Consider the following 15,835-nt stretch of genomic DNA (forward strand, 5'->3'; position numbering starts at 1 on the left):
GGGTCGCGGCGAGTCGCGCCTCGCCGACTGGACGCGGTGGAGTGGGCGTACTTCCGGCGAGGGTGTGTATCGTGTGGCTGTCGGCGGAGCGTTCCGCCGGCCATGGCACACCGCTCGGGGGCGCGGCATGAATTGTGCGTTCTCGTCTCATTCGAACGGTCAGAAGGAGTCTGGTGTCAGGCGCGAAGAAGTTGGTCATCGTTGAGTCGCCGACCAAGATGAAGTCCATCGCCCAGTACTTGGGCGACGGATACGAGGTGCTGTCCTCGGTCGGTCACATCCGCGATCTCATCGAGCCGAAGAACCTGCCCGCTGAGCTCAAGAAGGGCCCGCTCGGCAAGTTCTCGGTCGACGTCGACAACGGCTTCGAGCCGTACTACGTGGTCTCCGATTCGAAGAAGAAGACGGTCGCCGAACTCAAGCGCGCCCTCAAGAACGCCGACGAACTCCTGCTCGCCACCGATGAGGACCGCGAGGGCGAGGCCATCGCGTGGCACCTCCTGCAGGAGCTGAAGCCCAAGGTCCCCGTGCGCCGCATGGTCTTCCACGAGATCACGAAGGACGCCATCCAGAAGGCGAAGGACAACACTCGCGAACTCGACACCGCGCTCGTCGACGCCCAGGAGACCCGACGCATCCTCGACCGCCTCTACGGCTACGAGGTCTCGCCCGTGCTCTGGCGCAAGGTCGGCCCCGGCCTCTCGGCGGGCCGCGTGCAGTCCGCCGCCACCCGCCTCGTCGTCGACCGCGAGCGCGAGCGGCTCGCCTTCGTCGCCGCCGGCTACTGGGACCTCATCGGCACCTTCGCCACGGATGCCCCGGGCAGCGCGTTCGACGCGAAGCTCGTGCGCGTCGGCGGCGAGCGCATCGCGACCGGTCGCGACTTCGACGACTCGGGAAAGCTCACCTCGAAGGCCGTCGTCATCGACGAGGCGACCGCAGAAGCGCTGGCGTCGGCGCTCCGCGACGACACGGTCGGCCGCCGCGTCTCGAAGCTCGAGACGAAGCCGTACTCGCGTCGCCCGGCGGCGCCGTTCACGACCTCGACCCTGCAGCAGGAGGCCGCGCGCAAGCTCCGTCTCTCGGCGAAGGACACGATGCGCGTGGCGCAGTCGCTCTACGAGAACGGCTACATCACCTATATGCGTACCGACTCGAACTCGTTGTCGCAGCAGGCGATCTCGGCGGCGCGCACGCAGGCGACCTCGCTCTACGGCGCCGACTCCGTGCCCGACAAGCCCCGCGTCTACGCGGGCAAGTCGAAGAACGCGCAGGAGGCTCACGAGGCGATCCGTCCCTCTGGCGAGGTGTTCCGCACCCCCTCGTCCCTCCAGGGCGCACTTCGCGGGCGCGAGTTCGACCTCTACGACCTGATCTGGAAGCGCACGGTCGCCTCGCAGATGGCCGACGCGAAGGGGCAGACGGCCACCGTCACGATCGAGGTCGGTCCGACGAAGGCGGATGCCCCGCCCCCCGCCGCGGCGACGACGAAGGTCGGCGGCACCATCGCCGAGTTCACCGCGAGCGGAACGGTCATCACCTTCCGCGGCTTCCTCGCGGCCTATGAAGAGGGTCGCGACGAGGAGCGCAATCGCGACGACGCCTCGGGCGACGCCAAGCTCCCGCAGCTCGCCGAGGGACAGCAGCTGACGCTCGACCTGCTCGAGGCCAAGGGCCACGAGACGAGCCCGCCGCCGCGCTACACCGAGGCGAGCCTGGTCAAGCGACTCGAAGAACTCGGCATCGGGCGTCCCTCGACGTTCGCCTCGATCATCTCGACGATCATCGACCGGGGCTACGTCACCCAGCGCGGCCAGGCGCTCGTACCGAGCTGGATCGCGTTCTCGGTCGTCCGCCTGCTCGAAGAGCACTTCGGCGACCTCGTCGAGTACGACTTCACGGCCGAGATGGAGGACGACCTCGACCACATCGCCGCGGGCGAGGCCGACCGGGTCGACTGGCTCTCGAGCTTCTACTTCGGCTCGGACAAGCACCGCGGGCTCCGTCAGGTCGTCGACAACCTCGGCGAGATCGACGCGCGCGAGATCAACTCGGTCGTGATCGCGCCCGACATCACGCTGCGCATCGGCAAGTACGGCCCGTACCTCGAGACGGTCGATCCCGACGCCGCGCCCTCCGCGACCGGCGAGCCCACGCCGCGCCGGGTCAACCTGCCCGAGGGGCTCGCCCCCGACGAACTCACCGAGGCGAAGGCCCGAGAGCTCATCGAAGCTCCCGTGCAGGGCGACCGAGTGCTCGGCGCGAACCCCGCGAACGGCAAGCAGATCGTCGCGAAGGACGGCCGCTTCGGGCCGTACGTCACCGAGCTCGAGCCCGAGCCCGAGGCGGCGACGACCGTCGACGCCGCGACCGGTGAGGTCGTCGAAGCGCCGAAGGCCAAGCGCGGCGCGAAGAAGGCCGCCGCTCCGAAGCCGCGCACCGCGTCGCTGTTCAAGAGCATGCACCTCGAGGAGATCGACCTCGAGACGGCGCTCAAGCTGCTCGACCTGCCCCGCGTCGTCGGCGCCGACCCCGAGTCCGGGGTCGAGATCACCGCGCAGAACGGCCGCTACGGCCCCTACCTCAAGAAGGACGCCGACACGCGCACGCTCCCCAGCGAAGACGCGATCTTCGACATCGAACTCGCCGGGGCCCTCGAGCTGTTCGCCCAGCCGAAGTACGGTGCGCGTCGCGCGTCGAGCGCATTGAAGGAGTTCGACAACGACCCGGTGAGCGGCAAGCCGATCAAGGTGAAGGACGGCCGATTCGGGCCGTATGTCACCGACGGCACCACCAACGCGACGATCCCGCGCGCCGAGTCCGTCGAGGACATCACCTTCGAGCGCGCCGTCGAGCTGCTGCAGCTCAAGCGCGACAAGGGGCCCGCCGCGCCGCGCAAGAAGGCGCCCGCCAAGAAGCCCGCGGCCAAGAAGCCGGCGGCGAAGAAGTCGGCGCCGAAGAAGTGAGCGGTTCGGGTCTGTTCATCACCCTCGAGGGGGGCGACGGCTCGGGCAAGACCACGCAGGCCGAACTGCTCGGCGAGTGGCTGGCCGGGCAGGGGCGCACCGTCGTGCGCACCCGCGAACCGGGCGGCACTGAGGTCGGCGTCGAGGTGCGCGAGATCGTGCTGCACCATCGCGGCGACATCGCGCCGCGCGCCGAGGCGCTGCTCTACGCGGCCGACCGCGCGCATCACGTCGCGACCGTCGTGCGGCCCGCGCTCGAGCGCGGCGACGTCGTCCTCCAGGACCGCTACATCGACTCCTCGGTGGCGTATCAGGGCGCCGGTCGCGTGCTCGATCCCGAGGCGGTCCGCGGGCTCTCCGAGTGGGCGACCGAGGGGCTCGTGCCCGATCTCACCGTGCTGCTCGACCTCGATGCGGCGGCCGCCCGAGGGCGGCTCGACGAGGCGCGCACGCGCTTCGACCGGCTCGAGGCCGAGGCATCCGACTTCCACGACCGGGTGCGCACCGCGTACCTCGGGCTCGCCGAGGCCGAACCCGGGCGGTTCCTCGTCGTCGACGCGGCGCAGCCGGTCGAGACGATCGCGCTCGCGATCCGCGAGCGGGTCGGCGCGCTCCTGGGCGACCGCTGAATCCGCCGTCGGCGGCGGAAGGTAGCGTGGAGCCGTGAGCGTGTGGAGCGAGCTGACCGGGCAGAATGCGGCGATCGCCGTGTTCCGTGCCGCGGCCGAGGCCGCGCGCGGCGGCGGCGCCGAGGCATCCGCGGGGGGCTCGCAGCAGATGACCCACTCGTGGCTCGTGACCGGCCCGCCCGGGTCGGGGCGCTCCAATCTCGCGTACGCATTCGCGACGGCGCTCATCTCGGGCGACCCCGACGGCGACGAGGCGACGCGGATCCAGGTCGACGCGCGCAGCCACCCCGACCTGCACGTGCTCGCGACCGAGGGCGTGATCATCAAGCGCGACGACGTGCGCGACATCGTGAAGCGCTCGCACTACGCGCCCTCGATCGGCCGGCATCGGGTGATCATCGTCGAAGACGCCGATCGCATGACCGAGCAGACCTCGAACTTCCTCCTCAAAGAACTCGAGGAGCCGCCCGAGCGCACCGTCTGGATCCTCTGCGCGCCGAGCGAGGCCGACCTCATCCCGACGATCCGTTCGCGGGTGCGCTCGGTGCGCCTGCAGGTGCCGAGCGTCGCCGACGTGGCCGAGCTCCTGGTGCGCCGCGACGGCGTCGACGCCGAACTCGCCGAACGCGCCGCCCGCGAGGCGCAGAGCCACATCGGCATGGCGCACCGGCTCGCCACCAATGCCGAGGCCCGCGACCGCCGGGCCGAGACGCTCCAGCTCGCCCTGCGGGTGCGCTCGACGGCGACCGCGGTGATGACCGCGGCCCGGTACCTCGAGATCGCGGGCGACGACGCGAAGGCGATCACCGAGCTCCGCGACGCGGAGGAGCGCGAGCATGCGCTGCACTCGCTCGGCATCGCACCGGGTCAGGCGGTGCCGCCGGCGCTCCGGCCCCAGATCAAGGCCCTCGAAGACGACCAGAAGCGTCGGGCGACCCGAAGCCTCCGCGACGGCATCGACCGGATCCTCGTCGACCTGGCGTCGCTCTACCGAGACATCCTGCTCGTGCAGCTGGCCGCCGATGTGCCGCTCGTCAACCGCGAACTGCTGCCGGGCATCGAGCAGGCGGCCTCGGCGGCGACGCCGGCGCGGACCCTCGCCACGCTCGACGCCATCCAGACCGCGCGTACCCGCATCGAGGGCAATGTGCAGCCCGCCCTCGCGCTCGAGGCGATGCTCGTCTCCGCCGTCAGAACCAACGACCCCGAACGAGGAGCCGCATGAGCGCACCGAGCACCGTCCGACGATCGCAGGGTCGTGAGCCGATGGGGCGGATGCCGCGGGGTCGCCGCCTCGCGGCGGTCGGCGCCGCACTCGCCGCCGTGCTCGTGCTGAGCGGATGCGTGCCCTCCTTCCTCGAGCAGAAGCCGCCGGTGTCGACGCCGACCGGCGAAGAGGTCTCGCCCGAGCTCGAGCCGTTCTATACGCAGGTGCTCGAGTGGGAGCCGTGCGGTGACGGCATGGGCTGCACCACCGCGAAGGCCCCGCTCGACTGGAACGACCCGTCGGCCGGCGAGATCGACCTCGCCGTTGTGCGCCACGTGGCGAGCGGCGACAAGATCGGTTCGCTGCTCGTGAACCCGGGCGGCCCCGGCGGCTCGGGGTACGACTTCGTGCTCGACTCGCTCGACTATGCAGTCGGAGAGCCCCTGCAGGAGCGGTTCGACGTCGTCGGCTTCGACCCCCGTGGGGTCGGGCGCTCGTCGGCGGTCGCCTGCTACGACGCCGCCGAGATGGACGACTACCTCTACGGCATCGTGCCCGCCGAGCGCGGCAGCGACGAGTGGATCGAGGCGGTCGGCAGCTCCGCCGCCGACTTCGGAGCAGCCTGCGCCGACAACACCGGCGAGCTCCTCCCGAACGTCGACACCGAGAGCGCTGCCCGCGACATGGACCTGCTGCGGGCGATCCTCGGCGACGAGCAGCTGAACTACCTCGGATTCTCGTACGGCACCTTCCTCGGGGCGAGCTATGCCGAGCTCTACCCCGACAAGGTCGGCCGGCTCGTGCTCGACGGCGCGATCGACCCCTCGGCGAGCGACTTCGAGGTCTCGAAGGCGCAGTCCGTCGGTTTCGAACGCGCGCTCGACGCCTACCTCGAGGACTGCCTCGCGACGGAGGGCTGCCCCTTCGACGGCACCGTCGACGAGTCGCGCGACGAGATCGGCCGCCTGCTGGCCTCGGTCGACCAGAGCCCCCTGCGCGGCAGCGACGGCCGCATGGTCGGCGCCGACACGCTCCTGACCGCGATCATCTACCCGCTCTACAGCGCCGATTCGTGGCCGTACCTCAGCGACATGCTCGAGGCGACGATGTTCGGCGACGCCGACCCCGCGCTCGCCTTCGCCGACGGCTACAACGGCCGCAACCCCGACGGCACCTACCTCGACAACTCGACCGAGGCATTCCGGGCGATCAACTGCCTCGACTACACCTATCAGTCCGACGTCGCCGTCATGCGCGAGAAGGCCGAGGCGATCGCCGAGGCCGCCCCGACGATCGGCCCGTACATGGGCTACGGCGACCTCAGCTGCGTCAACTGGCCGTACCAGTCCGATCGCGAGCGGGCCGAGATCCACGCCGAGGGCGCTGCGCCGATCATGGTCGTCGGCACCACCGGTGACCCGGCCACCCCGTACGAGTGGGCGGTCGCCCTCGCCGACCAGCTCGAGAGCGGCGTGCTCGTGAGTTACGAGGGCGAGGGGCACACGGCGTACAACAAGTCGAACTCCTGCGTGAACGGCGCGGTCGAGGGCTACCTCATCGAGGGAACGGTGCCCGCGAGCGATCCCGAGTGCTGATCGAGGTGCGGATGCTGCGGGGCGGGCCCCGCAGCATCCGCACCCGACCGGAGTGGTCATCCGGAGGCTCGAGCATCCGCTACTATTGATTCTCGTGCCAGTCGGCGCGCTTCGCGCGCCGGTCGTCACGCCGCCTTAGCTCAGTCGGCAGAGCGTCTCACTCGTAATGAGAAGGTCGTGGGTTCGATTCCCACAGGCGGCTCCAGTAAGGAGAAGGCCCCGGAGAAATCCGGGGCCTTCGTCGTTCCGGTCGCGGATCGTCAGCCGAGCGCCGGGGTGAGGAGTGTCGCGTAGTTCGCGTACCCGGTGGAGTTCGGGTGGAACGCCGCGGTGGTGTTGAAGATGCTGAACGCGTTGATCCAGGGCGAGGAGCTGCCGATGCCGTGCCCGGCGAAGGCCGCCTCCACATCGACGAAGACCGCGCCGTTGGCGGCCGCTGCGGCTTGCGCCACGTCGTTGAGTGCGCCCGTGTCCTCGTTCACCCGGGGCGCGTATGCGTAGTTCGACGGCTGGTGGAAGAGCTTCGGATACCCGACCACGACGATCTTCGCCTGCGCGCCGACCTTCGCCCTGATCGCCTGCAGTACGGACTCGATGCGGTCGTACATCGTGCCGTCGTTCACCATGGCCTCGGCGTTCGCGAGATCCGCCTCGCAGTTCGTGGTCGAGACGAACACGAAGCAGTTCTGCATGACCGAGGCGAAGCCGACGTCGTTGCCCCCGACCGTCAGGGTCACCCGTTGGGTGCCGACCGGGATCGCGGGCACCTGGGCGAGGGTCTCGACGGTCGAGGCCCCGGAGCACGCAGGGAACGCGGTGAGCTTCAGTGTGCGCGAGGCATCGAGGCGCTTCGGGTAGCTGTTGTTGCTGCGGTAGCAGCTCGTGTCGAGGTAGCTGCCTCCGCCCTGGCCGGCGGCGAAGGAGTCGCCGAGGGCGACGTAGGCGAGCTCCTTGCCCCCGCCGCCGCCGCCGGGCTTCCCTCCGCCCTTCGCGGCGTACGCCGGCGCGGCGCCGGCGAACGCGAGTGCGGCGATCGCGACGGTCGCCACGACCGCGGCGATGCCCTTGCGCGCGCTCACGGCGCAACCGTCAGGTAGGCGTCGTGCACGGCGTCGGTGTAGGCGGCGTAGCCGGCTGCGTTCGGATGCAGGAACGTGACGGGATCGCTCGGGTTCGCGCCGAGCCAGGGGTCGGCGCTGGCCGCGCTGTGGCCGGCGAACGCCGCGGTCACGTCGACGTAGCCCGCCGGCACCCCGCCGAGACCCGCAGCCGCGTCGACCGCGCCGTCGATCTGGGTGTCGAGTGCTGCGACGGCCGTGTCGATCACCGAGGGGAAGCCGGGCGTGGTGCCCCCGAACGGCAGCGGGTATCCGGTGACGAGGATCTGCGCGCGCGGAGCGCGCTCGTGGGCGGCGATGAGCAGCGCGGTCATGCGTTGCGCGATCACGCCGGACTCGAGCGTCTGCAGCGCGGACGCAGTCGCGAGCGCACAGGGCGTCGTCGTCGGGTCGGGGATGCAGGCCGCGTAGACCGTGCCGATGTCGAGGTCGCCCGCGCCCGCCGTGATCGTGACGAGCGTGGTGCCCCGGTTGACCTGGCCGAGTTGGGTGGCGGCGACCTCCTCGATCGTCGCCCCGCTGCAGCCCGCGTTGCGCAGGAGGTTGATGCGGGGGAGTGCGTCGAGGCCGTTCGCGTAGCCCGCGCCGGTGCGGAGGCAGGCGTCGAGCGGGGTGCCCGCACCCTGGCCTGCGGCGATCGAATCGCCGAGGGCGACGTACTTCGCGACGGAGGTCTGCGGGGGTGCTGCCTGGGCGGGCAGTGCGATTCCGATCGGGATCGCGAGGAGGGCGACTGCGGCGGCCGCGGCGACGATGCCGTTGCGAGCCTTTCGGGCTGAAAGTGCGCTCATGGACCAACGCTAGGCCTGAATTGAGGAATCCACAGCAACCCAGATGTGGGGGTGGGGCCACGGGCGGCCGAACTCGCCGTATTCTGGCCGGATGACCGAATCTCTGCGCTGGGGCATCCTCGCGACCGGCGGCATCGCACGGCTCTTCGTCAACGACCTGAAGCTCAACGGATTCGATGTGCGGGCGGTCGGCTCGCGCAACGAGGCCTCCGCCGCGCGCTTCGCCGAGGAGTTCGGCATCCCCCGGGTGCACGGCAGCTACGAGTCGCTCGTGGCCGATCCCGAGGTCGACGTCGTCTACGTCGCGACCCCGCACCCCATGCACGCGGCGAACGCGACGCTCGCGCTCGAGGCGGGCAAGCACGTGCTCGTCGAGAAGGCGTTCACGCTCAACGCCCGCGAGGCCCGGAGGATCGCCGAGGTCGCCGAGGCTCGAGGACTCCTCGCGCTCGAGGCCATGTGGACCCGCTATCTGCCGCACATGGTGCGGATCCGCGAGCTCGTCGCGGCGGGGGCGATCGGCCAGCCGCGCACGCTCATCGCCGATCACACGCAGCTGCTGCCCGAAGACCCGGCCCACCGGCTCAATGCGCTCGAGCTCGGCGGCGGCGCGCTGCTCGATCTCGGCATCTACCCGATCTCGTTCGCCTGGGACCTGTTCGGCGCCCCCGCCGACGTCCGCTCGTCGGCGACGTTCAAGCCGACCGGTGCCGACGCGCAGGTCGCGACGATCTTCACCTACGGCGACGGCCGCATCGCCTCGACCCTCTCCGCGTCGAACACCCGCGGGCCGAACACTGCGATGGTGCTCGGCACCGAGGCGCGCATCGAGATCGACCCCGTCTGGTACTCGCCCACGACCTTCCGCCTGATCCGTGCCGACGGCGAGATCCTCGAGGAGTACGTCTCCGAGGTGCACGGGCGCGGCATGCACTACCAGGCGGCCGCGCTCGAGCGACTCGTCGCCGAGGGACGCACCGACGGCGGGGACATCCTGCCGACCCGGCAGAGCGTCGCCATCATGGAGACGCTCGACCTCATTCGCGAGCAGATCGGCCTGCGCTACCCGGGGGAGTGAACGACGATCAGGGATCGCCCTGATCCGACCCCGAATCATCCTCTGGACGGATGGCGCGGTGCTTCGGTGCGCCGGTAGTCTCACCGGAGCGCCGCCCTGCCGGCGCGTACGAGACCCGCTCGAGCGATCGTCCGATGCGGGTTCATGCGCACCGACCCGAAGGAGTCCCCGTGTCCGTACGTCGCCCTGTTCTCGGCTTCACCGCCCTCGCCGCAGTCGCGGTGCTCGCGCTCGCGGGCTGCGCCGGCGGGCCCGCCGGCGGTGCCGAGAAGCTCAGCTACGAAGACAGCCCGCTGACGAAGTACCTCGAGCCCATCAACGGCTCGTGGGACGAGGAGCGGATGATCGCCGAGCAGAAGAAGGCCGAGGAGCTCAAGGCCGAGTGCATGGCCGAGGAGGGCTTCGAGTACACCCCCGTCGACCAGTCGCAGAACATGGGCTTCATGGACGAGGACGAGATGGCCGAGCGCGACACCGAGGAATGGGTCGCCGCGAACGGCTGGGGCTTCGTGCAGACCCAGGAGGAGATGGACGCCCAGCAGGAGGAGGCCGAGGAGTTCGTCGACCCGAACCAGCCCTACATCGAGTCGCTCTCGCCCACCGAGCAGGAGGCTTACTACGCCACCCTCTACGGCGCGCCGCCGGCCGAGGAGGAGATGAACGAGGACGGCTCGTACGAGTGGAATTGGGAGACCGCGGGCTGCGACGGTGCGGCGCAGCATGAGATCCAGGGTGAGAACTACTGGGAGGACGAGGAGTTCACCGACCTCACCGAGGCGATGGGCGCACTCTGGGAAGGTCTCGCGAAGCAGCCCGACATGCTCGCACTCGACGAGAAGTGGTCGGCGTGCATGGCCGACGCCGAGTACCCCGACCTCAAGACGCGCAGCGACGCCCAGACCTCGATCATGGACGAGCAGAACGCCTTCTACGAGGGTGAGAACGCCGAGGGCCCGAGCGAGGAGCAGCTCGCCGAGCTGAAGCAGAAGGAGATCGACATCGCCGTCGCCGACTTCCGCTGCGCGAAGAAGCTCGACTACCAGAACACGCAGCTGAAGGCGCAGTTCGTGCTCGAGGAGCAGTTCATCGAGGACAACAAGTCCGAGCTCGACGCGCTGCTCGCCGCCTACAGCAAGGGCGACGAGTGATCCGCAGGCGTCGCGCGAGCGAGGCGGGCAGGGCGGGCGAGGCCGGCGAGGCCGGCGAGGCCGGAGCGGCCGGCGAGGCAGGCGCCGCCGGCGAGCCCGGCACCGCCGAGAACGATGCGTCGGATGCCCCGCGCAGCGGGTTCGACGAACTCGTCGCGGCCGAGGCATCCGCACCGGCAGAGCCCGTCGACCCTGCGGTGCAGGGCTGGCGGCGCGTGCTGCGCGGCAACCGGGTGCTCTGGGTGCTCGCGGCGGTCGCGATCGCGTCGCTCGTCGCCGGTGTCGGACTGAGCTTCCTCATCGTCTCGCCGGGGCAGGCCGCCGCCGATGCGGCCGCCCCCGACGCCGGGCCGATCACGGTGCCGGTCGAGCTGCGCTCGCTCTCGAACGACGTCACCATCCGCGGCGACGCGGCGTTCGCCGACTCCGTCGAGGTGAAGCTCGAGACGGGCGACCTCGGCGGCCCCGCGGTGGTCACCGGTCGTGTGCCCGAGGTCGGTGCGACACTCGGGCCCGCGGCGATCGCCCTCGAGGTCACCGGCCGCCCCGTCATCGTGCTGCCGGGCGAGCTGCCGGCCTACCGCACCCTCCGCGCCGGCCTCTCGGGGCCCGATGTGACGCAGCTCAAGCAGGCCCTTCGCGCCGTCGGCATCGACGCGGGAGACGTCGCCTCCGACACCTTCGACTCGGCGACCGCGGCCGGTGTCGCGGCCCTCTACGAGAAGGTGGGTTACCCGCTGCCCGAGGCGCCCGAGGGCACCGCCGACTCGGTGCGCTCGGCGCGGGAGGCGGTGACCGGCGCCGAAGAGGCGGTCGCCTCAGCGGAGCGCGCGCTCGCCGCAGCCGGATCCGGCCCGAGCTCGGTCGAACGGGTGCAGCTCGACAACGCGGTGCGCGCCGCCGAGCGCGCCCTCGCCGCCGCGAAGGCCGCCGGCGACCCCGTCGCGATCGGCGACGCCGAAGACGCCCTGAAGCTCGCGCGCGTCGAACGCGACGCCGGCCTCGCGCCCCGCGATGCGAGTGCCGAGCGGGCGGCGCTCGAGTCGGCCCGTTCGCAGCTCGGCGACGCGTACGAGCTCCTCGAGGAGGCCGAGGCCGGCACACTCGCCTTCCTGCCGGTGAGCGAGGTGCTCTACCTGCAGGACCTGCCGCGCCGGGTCGACGAGGTCATGGTCGAGCGCGGCAGCATCGTGGAGTCCGCGGCGATGCTCGTCTCGGGCGCGACGCTCGCGATCAACGCCTCCGCGGCCGAGAGCGATGCGAAGCTGCTGAAGGTCGGCGACGTCGCCACGCTCGCGATGCCCGACGGCTCCGAGCTCGGGGCCGCGATCACCTCGGTCGAGCCGCGCAAGGCCGAAGGCGGCGAAGCCGCCGAATCGGGGCCGCGCTACGACGTGGTGCTCGCACCCGTCAAGCCCACCGACGCGCAGGTCGAAGCACTGCGCGGCCAGAACGTGCGCGTGAAGATCTCGATCGGGGCGACCGAGGGCGACGTGCTCGCCGTACCGCTCGCCGCGCTCACCGCGGGGCCCGGCGGCGAATCGCGGGTCGAGGTGCAGCAGGGCGACGAGACCCGCCTCGTCGAGGTCGAGACCGGACTCGCGGCCGAGGGCTTCATCGAGATCAGCGGCGAGATCGCCGAGGGCGACCTCGTCGTGGTCGGCCGATGAGCCAGGCCCCCGTGGTCGAGCTCATCGATGTGACCCGATCCTTCCCCGGGCCGCCCGAGGTGCAGGCGTTGAAGGGCGTCAACCTCACGATCGGGCGGGGCGACTACCTCTCGATTGTCGGCCCGAGCGGTTCGGGCAAGTCGACGCTGCTCAACGTGCTGGGCCTCCTCGACCGTCCGACGGTCGGCGAGTACCGGCTCGGCGGCGTGCTCACCGCCGCCCTCGACGAGGAGGCCCGCGCAGGCCTGCGCGCGCAGACCATCGGGTTCGTGTTCCAGGCCTTCCACCTGCTGCCGCGTCGCACCGTGCTCGACAACGTGCTGCTCGCCACCCTGTACAGCGGGGTGCCGCGTCGCGAACGGATGCCCCGTGCGAAGGCCGCGCTCGACCGCGTCGGGCTCGCGCACCGCATGGACTTCCTGCCGACGACGCTCTCGGGCGGCGAGCGCCAGCGCGTCGCCGTGGCCCGGGCGGTGATGGCGTCGCCCGAGCTCATCCTCGCCGACGAGCCGACCGGCAACCTCGACCAGCAGACCTCGGGCGAGGTCATGGACCTCTTCGAGGAGCTCAACGCCGATGGGCTCAGCCTCGTCGTCATCACCCACGACCAGCACGTCGCCGACCGGGCGCGGCGGAGCATCCGCATCGCCGACGGGCGGGTGAGCGAGCTGTGATGCGATCGATCCTCCGACGGTTCCGGCGCGGTACGGCGCCGGACGGCGCAACCGCCGACGGCGCGACCGCCGACGGCGCGACCGCCGACGGTGCGACCCGCGACGGCGCAGCTGCCGATGGTGCGCGCGAGGGCGCCGCCATCCCGCCCATCGCGCGCGCCGACCGCTTCACGAACCAGGACCTGCTCGTCGAGGTGAGCCACGGCATCGGCGGCCACACGGGGCGCCTCGTGATGACCACGCTCGGCACCGTGCTCGGCATCGCCTCGCTCGTCGTCACGATCGGCTTCGCGCAGACGGCCGCCGGTCAGATCAGCCGCCAGTTCGACGCCGTCGCGGCGACGCAGGCGGTGCTCAAACCGGGCACCGCGAACTCCGCGAACGGCGACGAGGTCGCGACCTCGACGCTGCCCTGGGATTCTCCCGCCCGGGTGGAGCGCCTGAACGGCGTCGAACGAGCCGGACTCATCGGCGAGGTGCCGATCGGCGAGCTCGAGATCACCGCGGTGCCGATCAACGACCCCTCGGCGCCCGAGGTGCTGAGCCCGACGCTGCTCGCCACCTCGGCGGGGCTGCTCGAGGCCGTGCGCGGCGAGGTGAGCGCCGGGCGCTACTTCGACGACGGGCACGACGCCCGCGCCGACCGCGTCGCCGTGGTCGGCGCACGGGCCGCAGAGAAGCTCGGCATCAACCGCGTCGACAGCCAGCCCTCGATCTTCATCGGCGAGCGCCCGTACACGGTCATCGGCATCGTCGACGGAATGGAGCGCCGGCCCGACCTGCTCGACTCGGTGATCCTGCCCCTCGGAACGGCGCGCGCCGACTTCGGCCTGCGCAGCGCGAGCGAGCTCCAACTGCGCATCGACGCGGGCGCCGGCCCGCTCGTCGCGAAGCAGGCGCCGATCGCACTCGACCCGAACGCGCCCGAGAACTTCGACGTGCAGGCGCCGCGTGCGGGCTCCGAGCTGCAGGAGAGCGTGCAGGCCGACATCAACGTGGTCTTCCTCATCCTGGGGGTGATCGCGCTGCTCGCGGGCGGCCTCGGCATCGCGAACGTCACCCTGCTCTCGGTGTCGGAGCGCACCGGCGAGATCGGGTTGCGGCGCGCGCTCGGCGCGACCAGACGGCAGATCGCCCGCCAGTTCATGGTGGAGTCGGTCGTGATCGGCCTGCTCGGCGGCCTCATCGGCGCCGCGGTCGGGGTGTTCGCGGTGGTGGTCGTGGCGCTCGTGCAGCAGTGGACCCCGATCATCGACCTGCCGATGGTGTTCGGCGCGGCGATCCTCGGCGCGGTCGTGGGCCTCGGCGCCGGTGCCTACCCGGCGCGCAAGGCCTCGCGCATCGAGCCGATCGCCGCACTGCGCGCCGGCGTCTGATCGCTCCCTCGGCGGGCCCGCTCCGAGTCGGGCACGGTCACCCGCACCGTTCCTGAACGGGGCATCGGGGGAGGGCGCGTACAATTCCCGCGTGATCGATGAGACGGATGCCACGGGCGCCGCGCCGCCCGGGCGCGGCGGCGCCGGGGCATCCGCGCTCGCCTTCATCAGGCGGCACCGGCTGCCGCTCGCGATCGTCGGGGGCGTGCTCGCCTTCGCCCTGCTCGGCGGCGGCGCGGTCGCGCTCGGGGCCGCGCTCGCACCCGAGAAGACCGTCGCGGTCGCCGCGCCGAGCGAGACGCCGACCCCGACCCCCGAGGCCCGCCCGGTGCCCGAGGCCGCGGCGGCGGCGAGCCGCGTGCGCACCTGCTCGGTCGCCGATCGCGCCGCCGACCCGCGCCTTGCGAACCTGCAGGCGCAGGTGATGAAGGCGTCGACCGGCGAGGTGCTCTACGACCGCGGCGGCACGACACCCTCGCGCACCGCGAGCGTCATGAAGGTGCTCACCTCGGCGGCTGCGCTCTCGGTGCTCGGGCCCGATCACCGCGCCGCCACGACCGTCGTCAAGGGCGCCGAGCCCGGCTCGATCGTGCTCGTCGGCGGCGGCGACGTGACGCTCTCGCGCACCCCGTCGGGCGATGAGACGGCCTACCCGGGTGCGGCGCACCTCGACGAGCTGGCCCGACAGGTCGAAGAGGCGTGGGCGGCGGATCCGGCGAATCCGCCGATCACGAAGTTGATCCTCGACGCGAGCTACTTCGGCGGCGAGGAGTGGCAGCCGAGCTGGGACCTCGTCGAGCGCGAGGACGGCTACATGTCGAATATCACGGCGCTCATGGTCGACGGCGACCGCGACGACCCGTACTCGAACACCTCCTGGCGCAGCGACGACCCCATCGGCCGCGCGGGTCAGGCCTTCGCCGACGAGCTCGGCGGCATCGGCACCATCGAGCGCGGCACGGCGCCTGCGGGGGCGACCCAGCTCGGCCAGGTGCTCTCGCCGCCGGTCTCGGCGCTCGTCGACAAGGCGCTCGTCGTCTCGGACAACACCGTCGCCGAGATGCTCGCGCGCCTCGTCGCGATCGAGACCGGTTCGGGCAACGACTTCGCCGCCATCGACGCGGGCGTGCTCGAGGGGCTCGCGCCCTACGGGGTCGACACGGCGGGCATCGTGGTGGTCGACGGCTCGGGCCTCTCCGACGACAACGCGGTGCCTCCCTCGTACCTCACCCGGCTCTTCGTGAAGATCAACGCGCGCGAGGCGAATCTCGGGTACCTGCTCGACTCGCTGCCGGTCTCGGGCGAGCGCGGCTCGCTCGCGTACGACGACCGGTTCTGGGGCGACAACGCGGTGGCCGACGGAAGCGTCATCGCCAAGACGGGGTGGATCAACACGGGCTACACGCTCTCGGGCGTCGTCCGCGCCGAGGACGGCACCGATCTCACCTTCGCGATCTACGCCCTGGGCGACGTGACCGACGAGGCCAAGACCGCGATCGACACGCTCGCGACGGGCTTCTACCTCTGCGGGGACAACCTCTCGAACCAGTGAGCCCGCGGGGCGGCGCCTGCATCCGCCCGGG

Annotated in this window: 12 protein-coding genes and 1 tRNA gene; 11 read left to right on the forward strand and 2 right to left on the reverse strand. The window is 71.4% G+C overall.

Going from position 1 to position 15,835, the window contains the following annotated elements:
* Positions 1-173: 173 nt before the first annotated feature.
* The 5 genes from topA (at position 174) to GQQ93_RS00935 (ending at position 6,602) form a co-directional block, all read left to right on the forward strand.
* Entirely contained in the window at positions 174-2,966 is a 2,793-nt protein-coding gene (topA, locus tag GQQ93_RS00915; protein ID WP_157422341.1) for a type I DNA topoisomerase, read from the forward strand.
* Positions 2,963-3,595, forward strand: coding sequence for a dTMP kinase (gene tmk / locus GQQ93_RS00920; protein ID WP_157422342.1), 633 nt, complete (start codon positions 2,963-2,965; stop codon positions 3,593-3,595). Before topA ends, tmk begins: the two co-directional genes overlap by 4 nt.
* 34 nt (positions 3,596-3,629) lie before the next feature.
* On the forward strand, positions 3,630-4,820 hold the full coding sequence (locus GQQ93_RS00925) for a DNA polymerase III subunit delta' (RefSeq protein WP_157422343.1): 1,191 nt from the start codon (positions 3,630-3,632) through the stop codon (positions 4,818-4,820).
* Entirely contained in the window at positions 4,817-6,397 is a 1,581-nt protein-coding gene (locus tag GQQ93_RS00930) for an alpha/beta hydrolase (protein WP_246191979.1), read from the forward strand. Before GQQ93_RS00925 ends, GQQ93_RS00930 begins: the two co-directional genes overlap by 4 nt.
* Positions 6,398-6,526: 129 nt before the next feature.
* Positions 6,527-6,602: transfer RNA gene (locus tag GQQ93_RS00935), tRNA-Thr, on the forward strand.
* A 55-nt stretch (positions 6,603-6,657) separates the two neighbouring features.
* Here the strand turns inward: GQQ93_RS00935 and GQQ93_RS00940 are convergent.
* Positions 6,658-7,476, reverse strand: a complete 819-nt coding sequence (locus tag GQQ93_RS00940) for an SGNH/GDSL hydrolase family protein (protein WP_170296083.1) — start codon at positions 7,474-7,476, stop codon at positions 6,658-6,660.
* Positions 7,473-8,306: an SGNH/GDSL hydrolase family protein gene (locus tag GQQ93_RS00945; protein ID WP_157422344.1), complete on the reverse strand. Its 834-nt coding sequence runs from the start codon at positions 8,304-8,306 to the stop codon at positions 7,473-7,475. Before GQQ93_RS00945 ends, GQQ93_RS00940 begins: the two co-directional genes overlap by 4 nt.
* Before the next feature lie 91 nt (positions 8,307-8,397).
* Here GQQ93_RS00945 and GQQ93_RS00950 point away from each other — a divergent pair, with 91 nt between their 5' ends.
* From GQQ93_RS00950 to GQQ93_RS00975, 6 genes are all read left to right on the forward strand, one after another.
* Positions 8,398-9,384 carry a Gfo/Idh/MocA family protein gene (locus GQQ93_RS00950; protein ID WP_157422345.1) on the forward strand — a complete coding sequence of 329 codons (987 nt, stop codon included), beginning with the start codon at positions 8,398-8,400 and terminating at the stop codon, positions 9,382-9,384.
* A gap of 170 nt (positions 9,385-9,554) precedes the next feature.
* A complete protein-coding gene (locus tag GQQ93_RS00955; protein ID WP_157422346.1) occupies positions 9,555-10,532 on the forward strand; it encodes a hypothetical protein in 978 nt (325 codons plus the stop codon).
* The gene (locus GQQ93_RS00960; protein ID WP_246191981.1) at positions 10,529-12,202 is read left to right on the forward strand and encodes an efflux RND transporter periplasmic adaptor subunit; all 1,674 of its coding nucleotides are present in this window, start codon (positions 10,529-10,531) and stop codon (positions 12,200-12,202) included. Before GQQ93_RS00955 ends, GQQ93_RS00960 begins: the two co-directional genes overlap by 4 nt.
* Positions 12,199-12,876 carry an ABC transporter ATP-binding protein gene (locus tag GQQ93_RS00965; protein ID WP_157422347.1) on the forward strand — a complete coding sequence of 226 codons (678 nt, stop codon included), beginning with the start codon at positions 12,199-12,201 and terminating at the stop codon, positions 12,874-12,876. The genes GQQ93_RS00960 and GQQ93_RS00965 overlap by 4 nt, the downstream gene beginning before the upstream one ends.
* Positions 12,876-14,252, forward strand: a complete 1,377-nt coding sequence (locus tag GQQ93_RS00970) for an ABC transporter permease (protein ID WP_157422348.1) — start codon at positions 12,876-12,878, stop codon at positions 14,250-14,252. Before GQQ93_RS00965 ends, GQQ93_RS00970 begins: the two co-directional genes overlap by 1 nt.
* A 91-nt stretch (positions 14,253-14,343) precedes the next feature.
* A complete protein-coding gene (locus tag GQQ93_RS00975) occupies positions 14,344-15,804 on the forward strand; it encodes a D-alanyl-D-alanine carboxypeptidase/D-alanyl-D-alanine-endopeptidase (protein WP_170296084.1) in 1,461 nt (486 codons plus the stop codon).
* Positions 15,805-15,835: the final 31 nt, after the last annotated feature.

Origin of the sequence: Agromyces lapidis (genome assembly GCF_009749405.1) — a bacterium.
GTDB lineage: Bacteria > Actinomycetota > Actinomycetes > Actinomycetales > Microbacteriaceae > Agromyces > Agromyces lapidis.

Bases quoted from the DNA above. Each gene is read 5' to 3' on its own strand.
- GQQ93_RS00930 (WP_246191979.1), top strand. From the start codon at position 4,817: ATGAGCGCACCGAGCACCGTCCGACGATCGCAGGGTCGTGAGCCGATG.
- GQQ93_RS00945 (WP_157422344.1), bottom strand. From the start codon at position 8,306: ATGAGCGCACTTTCAGCCCGAAAGGCTCGCAACGGCATCGTCGCCGCG.
- GQQ93_RS00950 (WP_157422345.1), top strand. From the start codon at position 8,398: ATGACCGAATCTCTGCGCTGGGGCATCCTCGCGACCGGCGGCATCGCA.
- GQQ93_RS00965 (WP_157422347.1), top strand. From the start codon at position 12,199: ATGAGCCAGGCCCCCGTGGTCGAGCTCATCGATGTGACCCGATCCTTC.
- GQQ93_RS00970 (WP_157422348.1), top strand. From the start codon at position 12,876: ATGCGATCGATCCTCCGACGGTTCCGGCGCGGTACGGCGCCGGACGGC.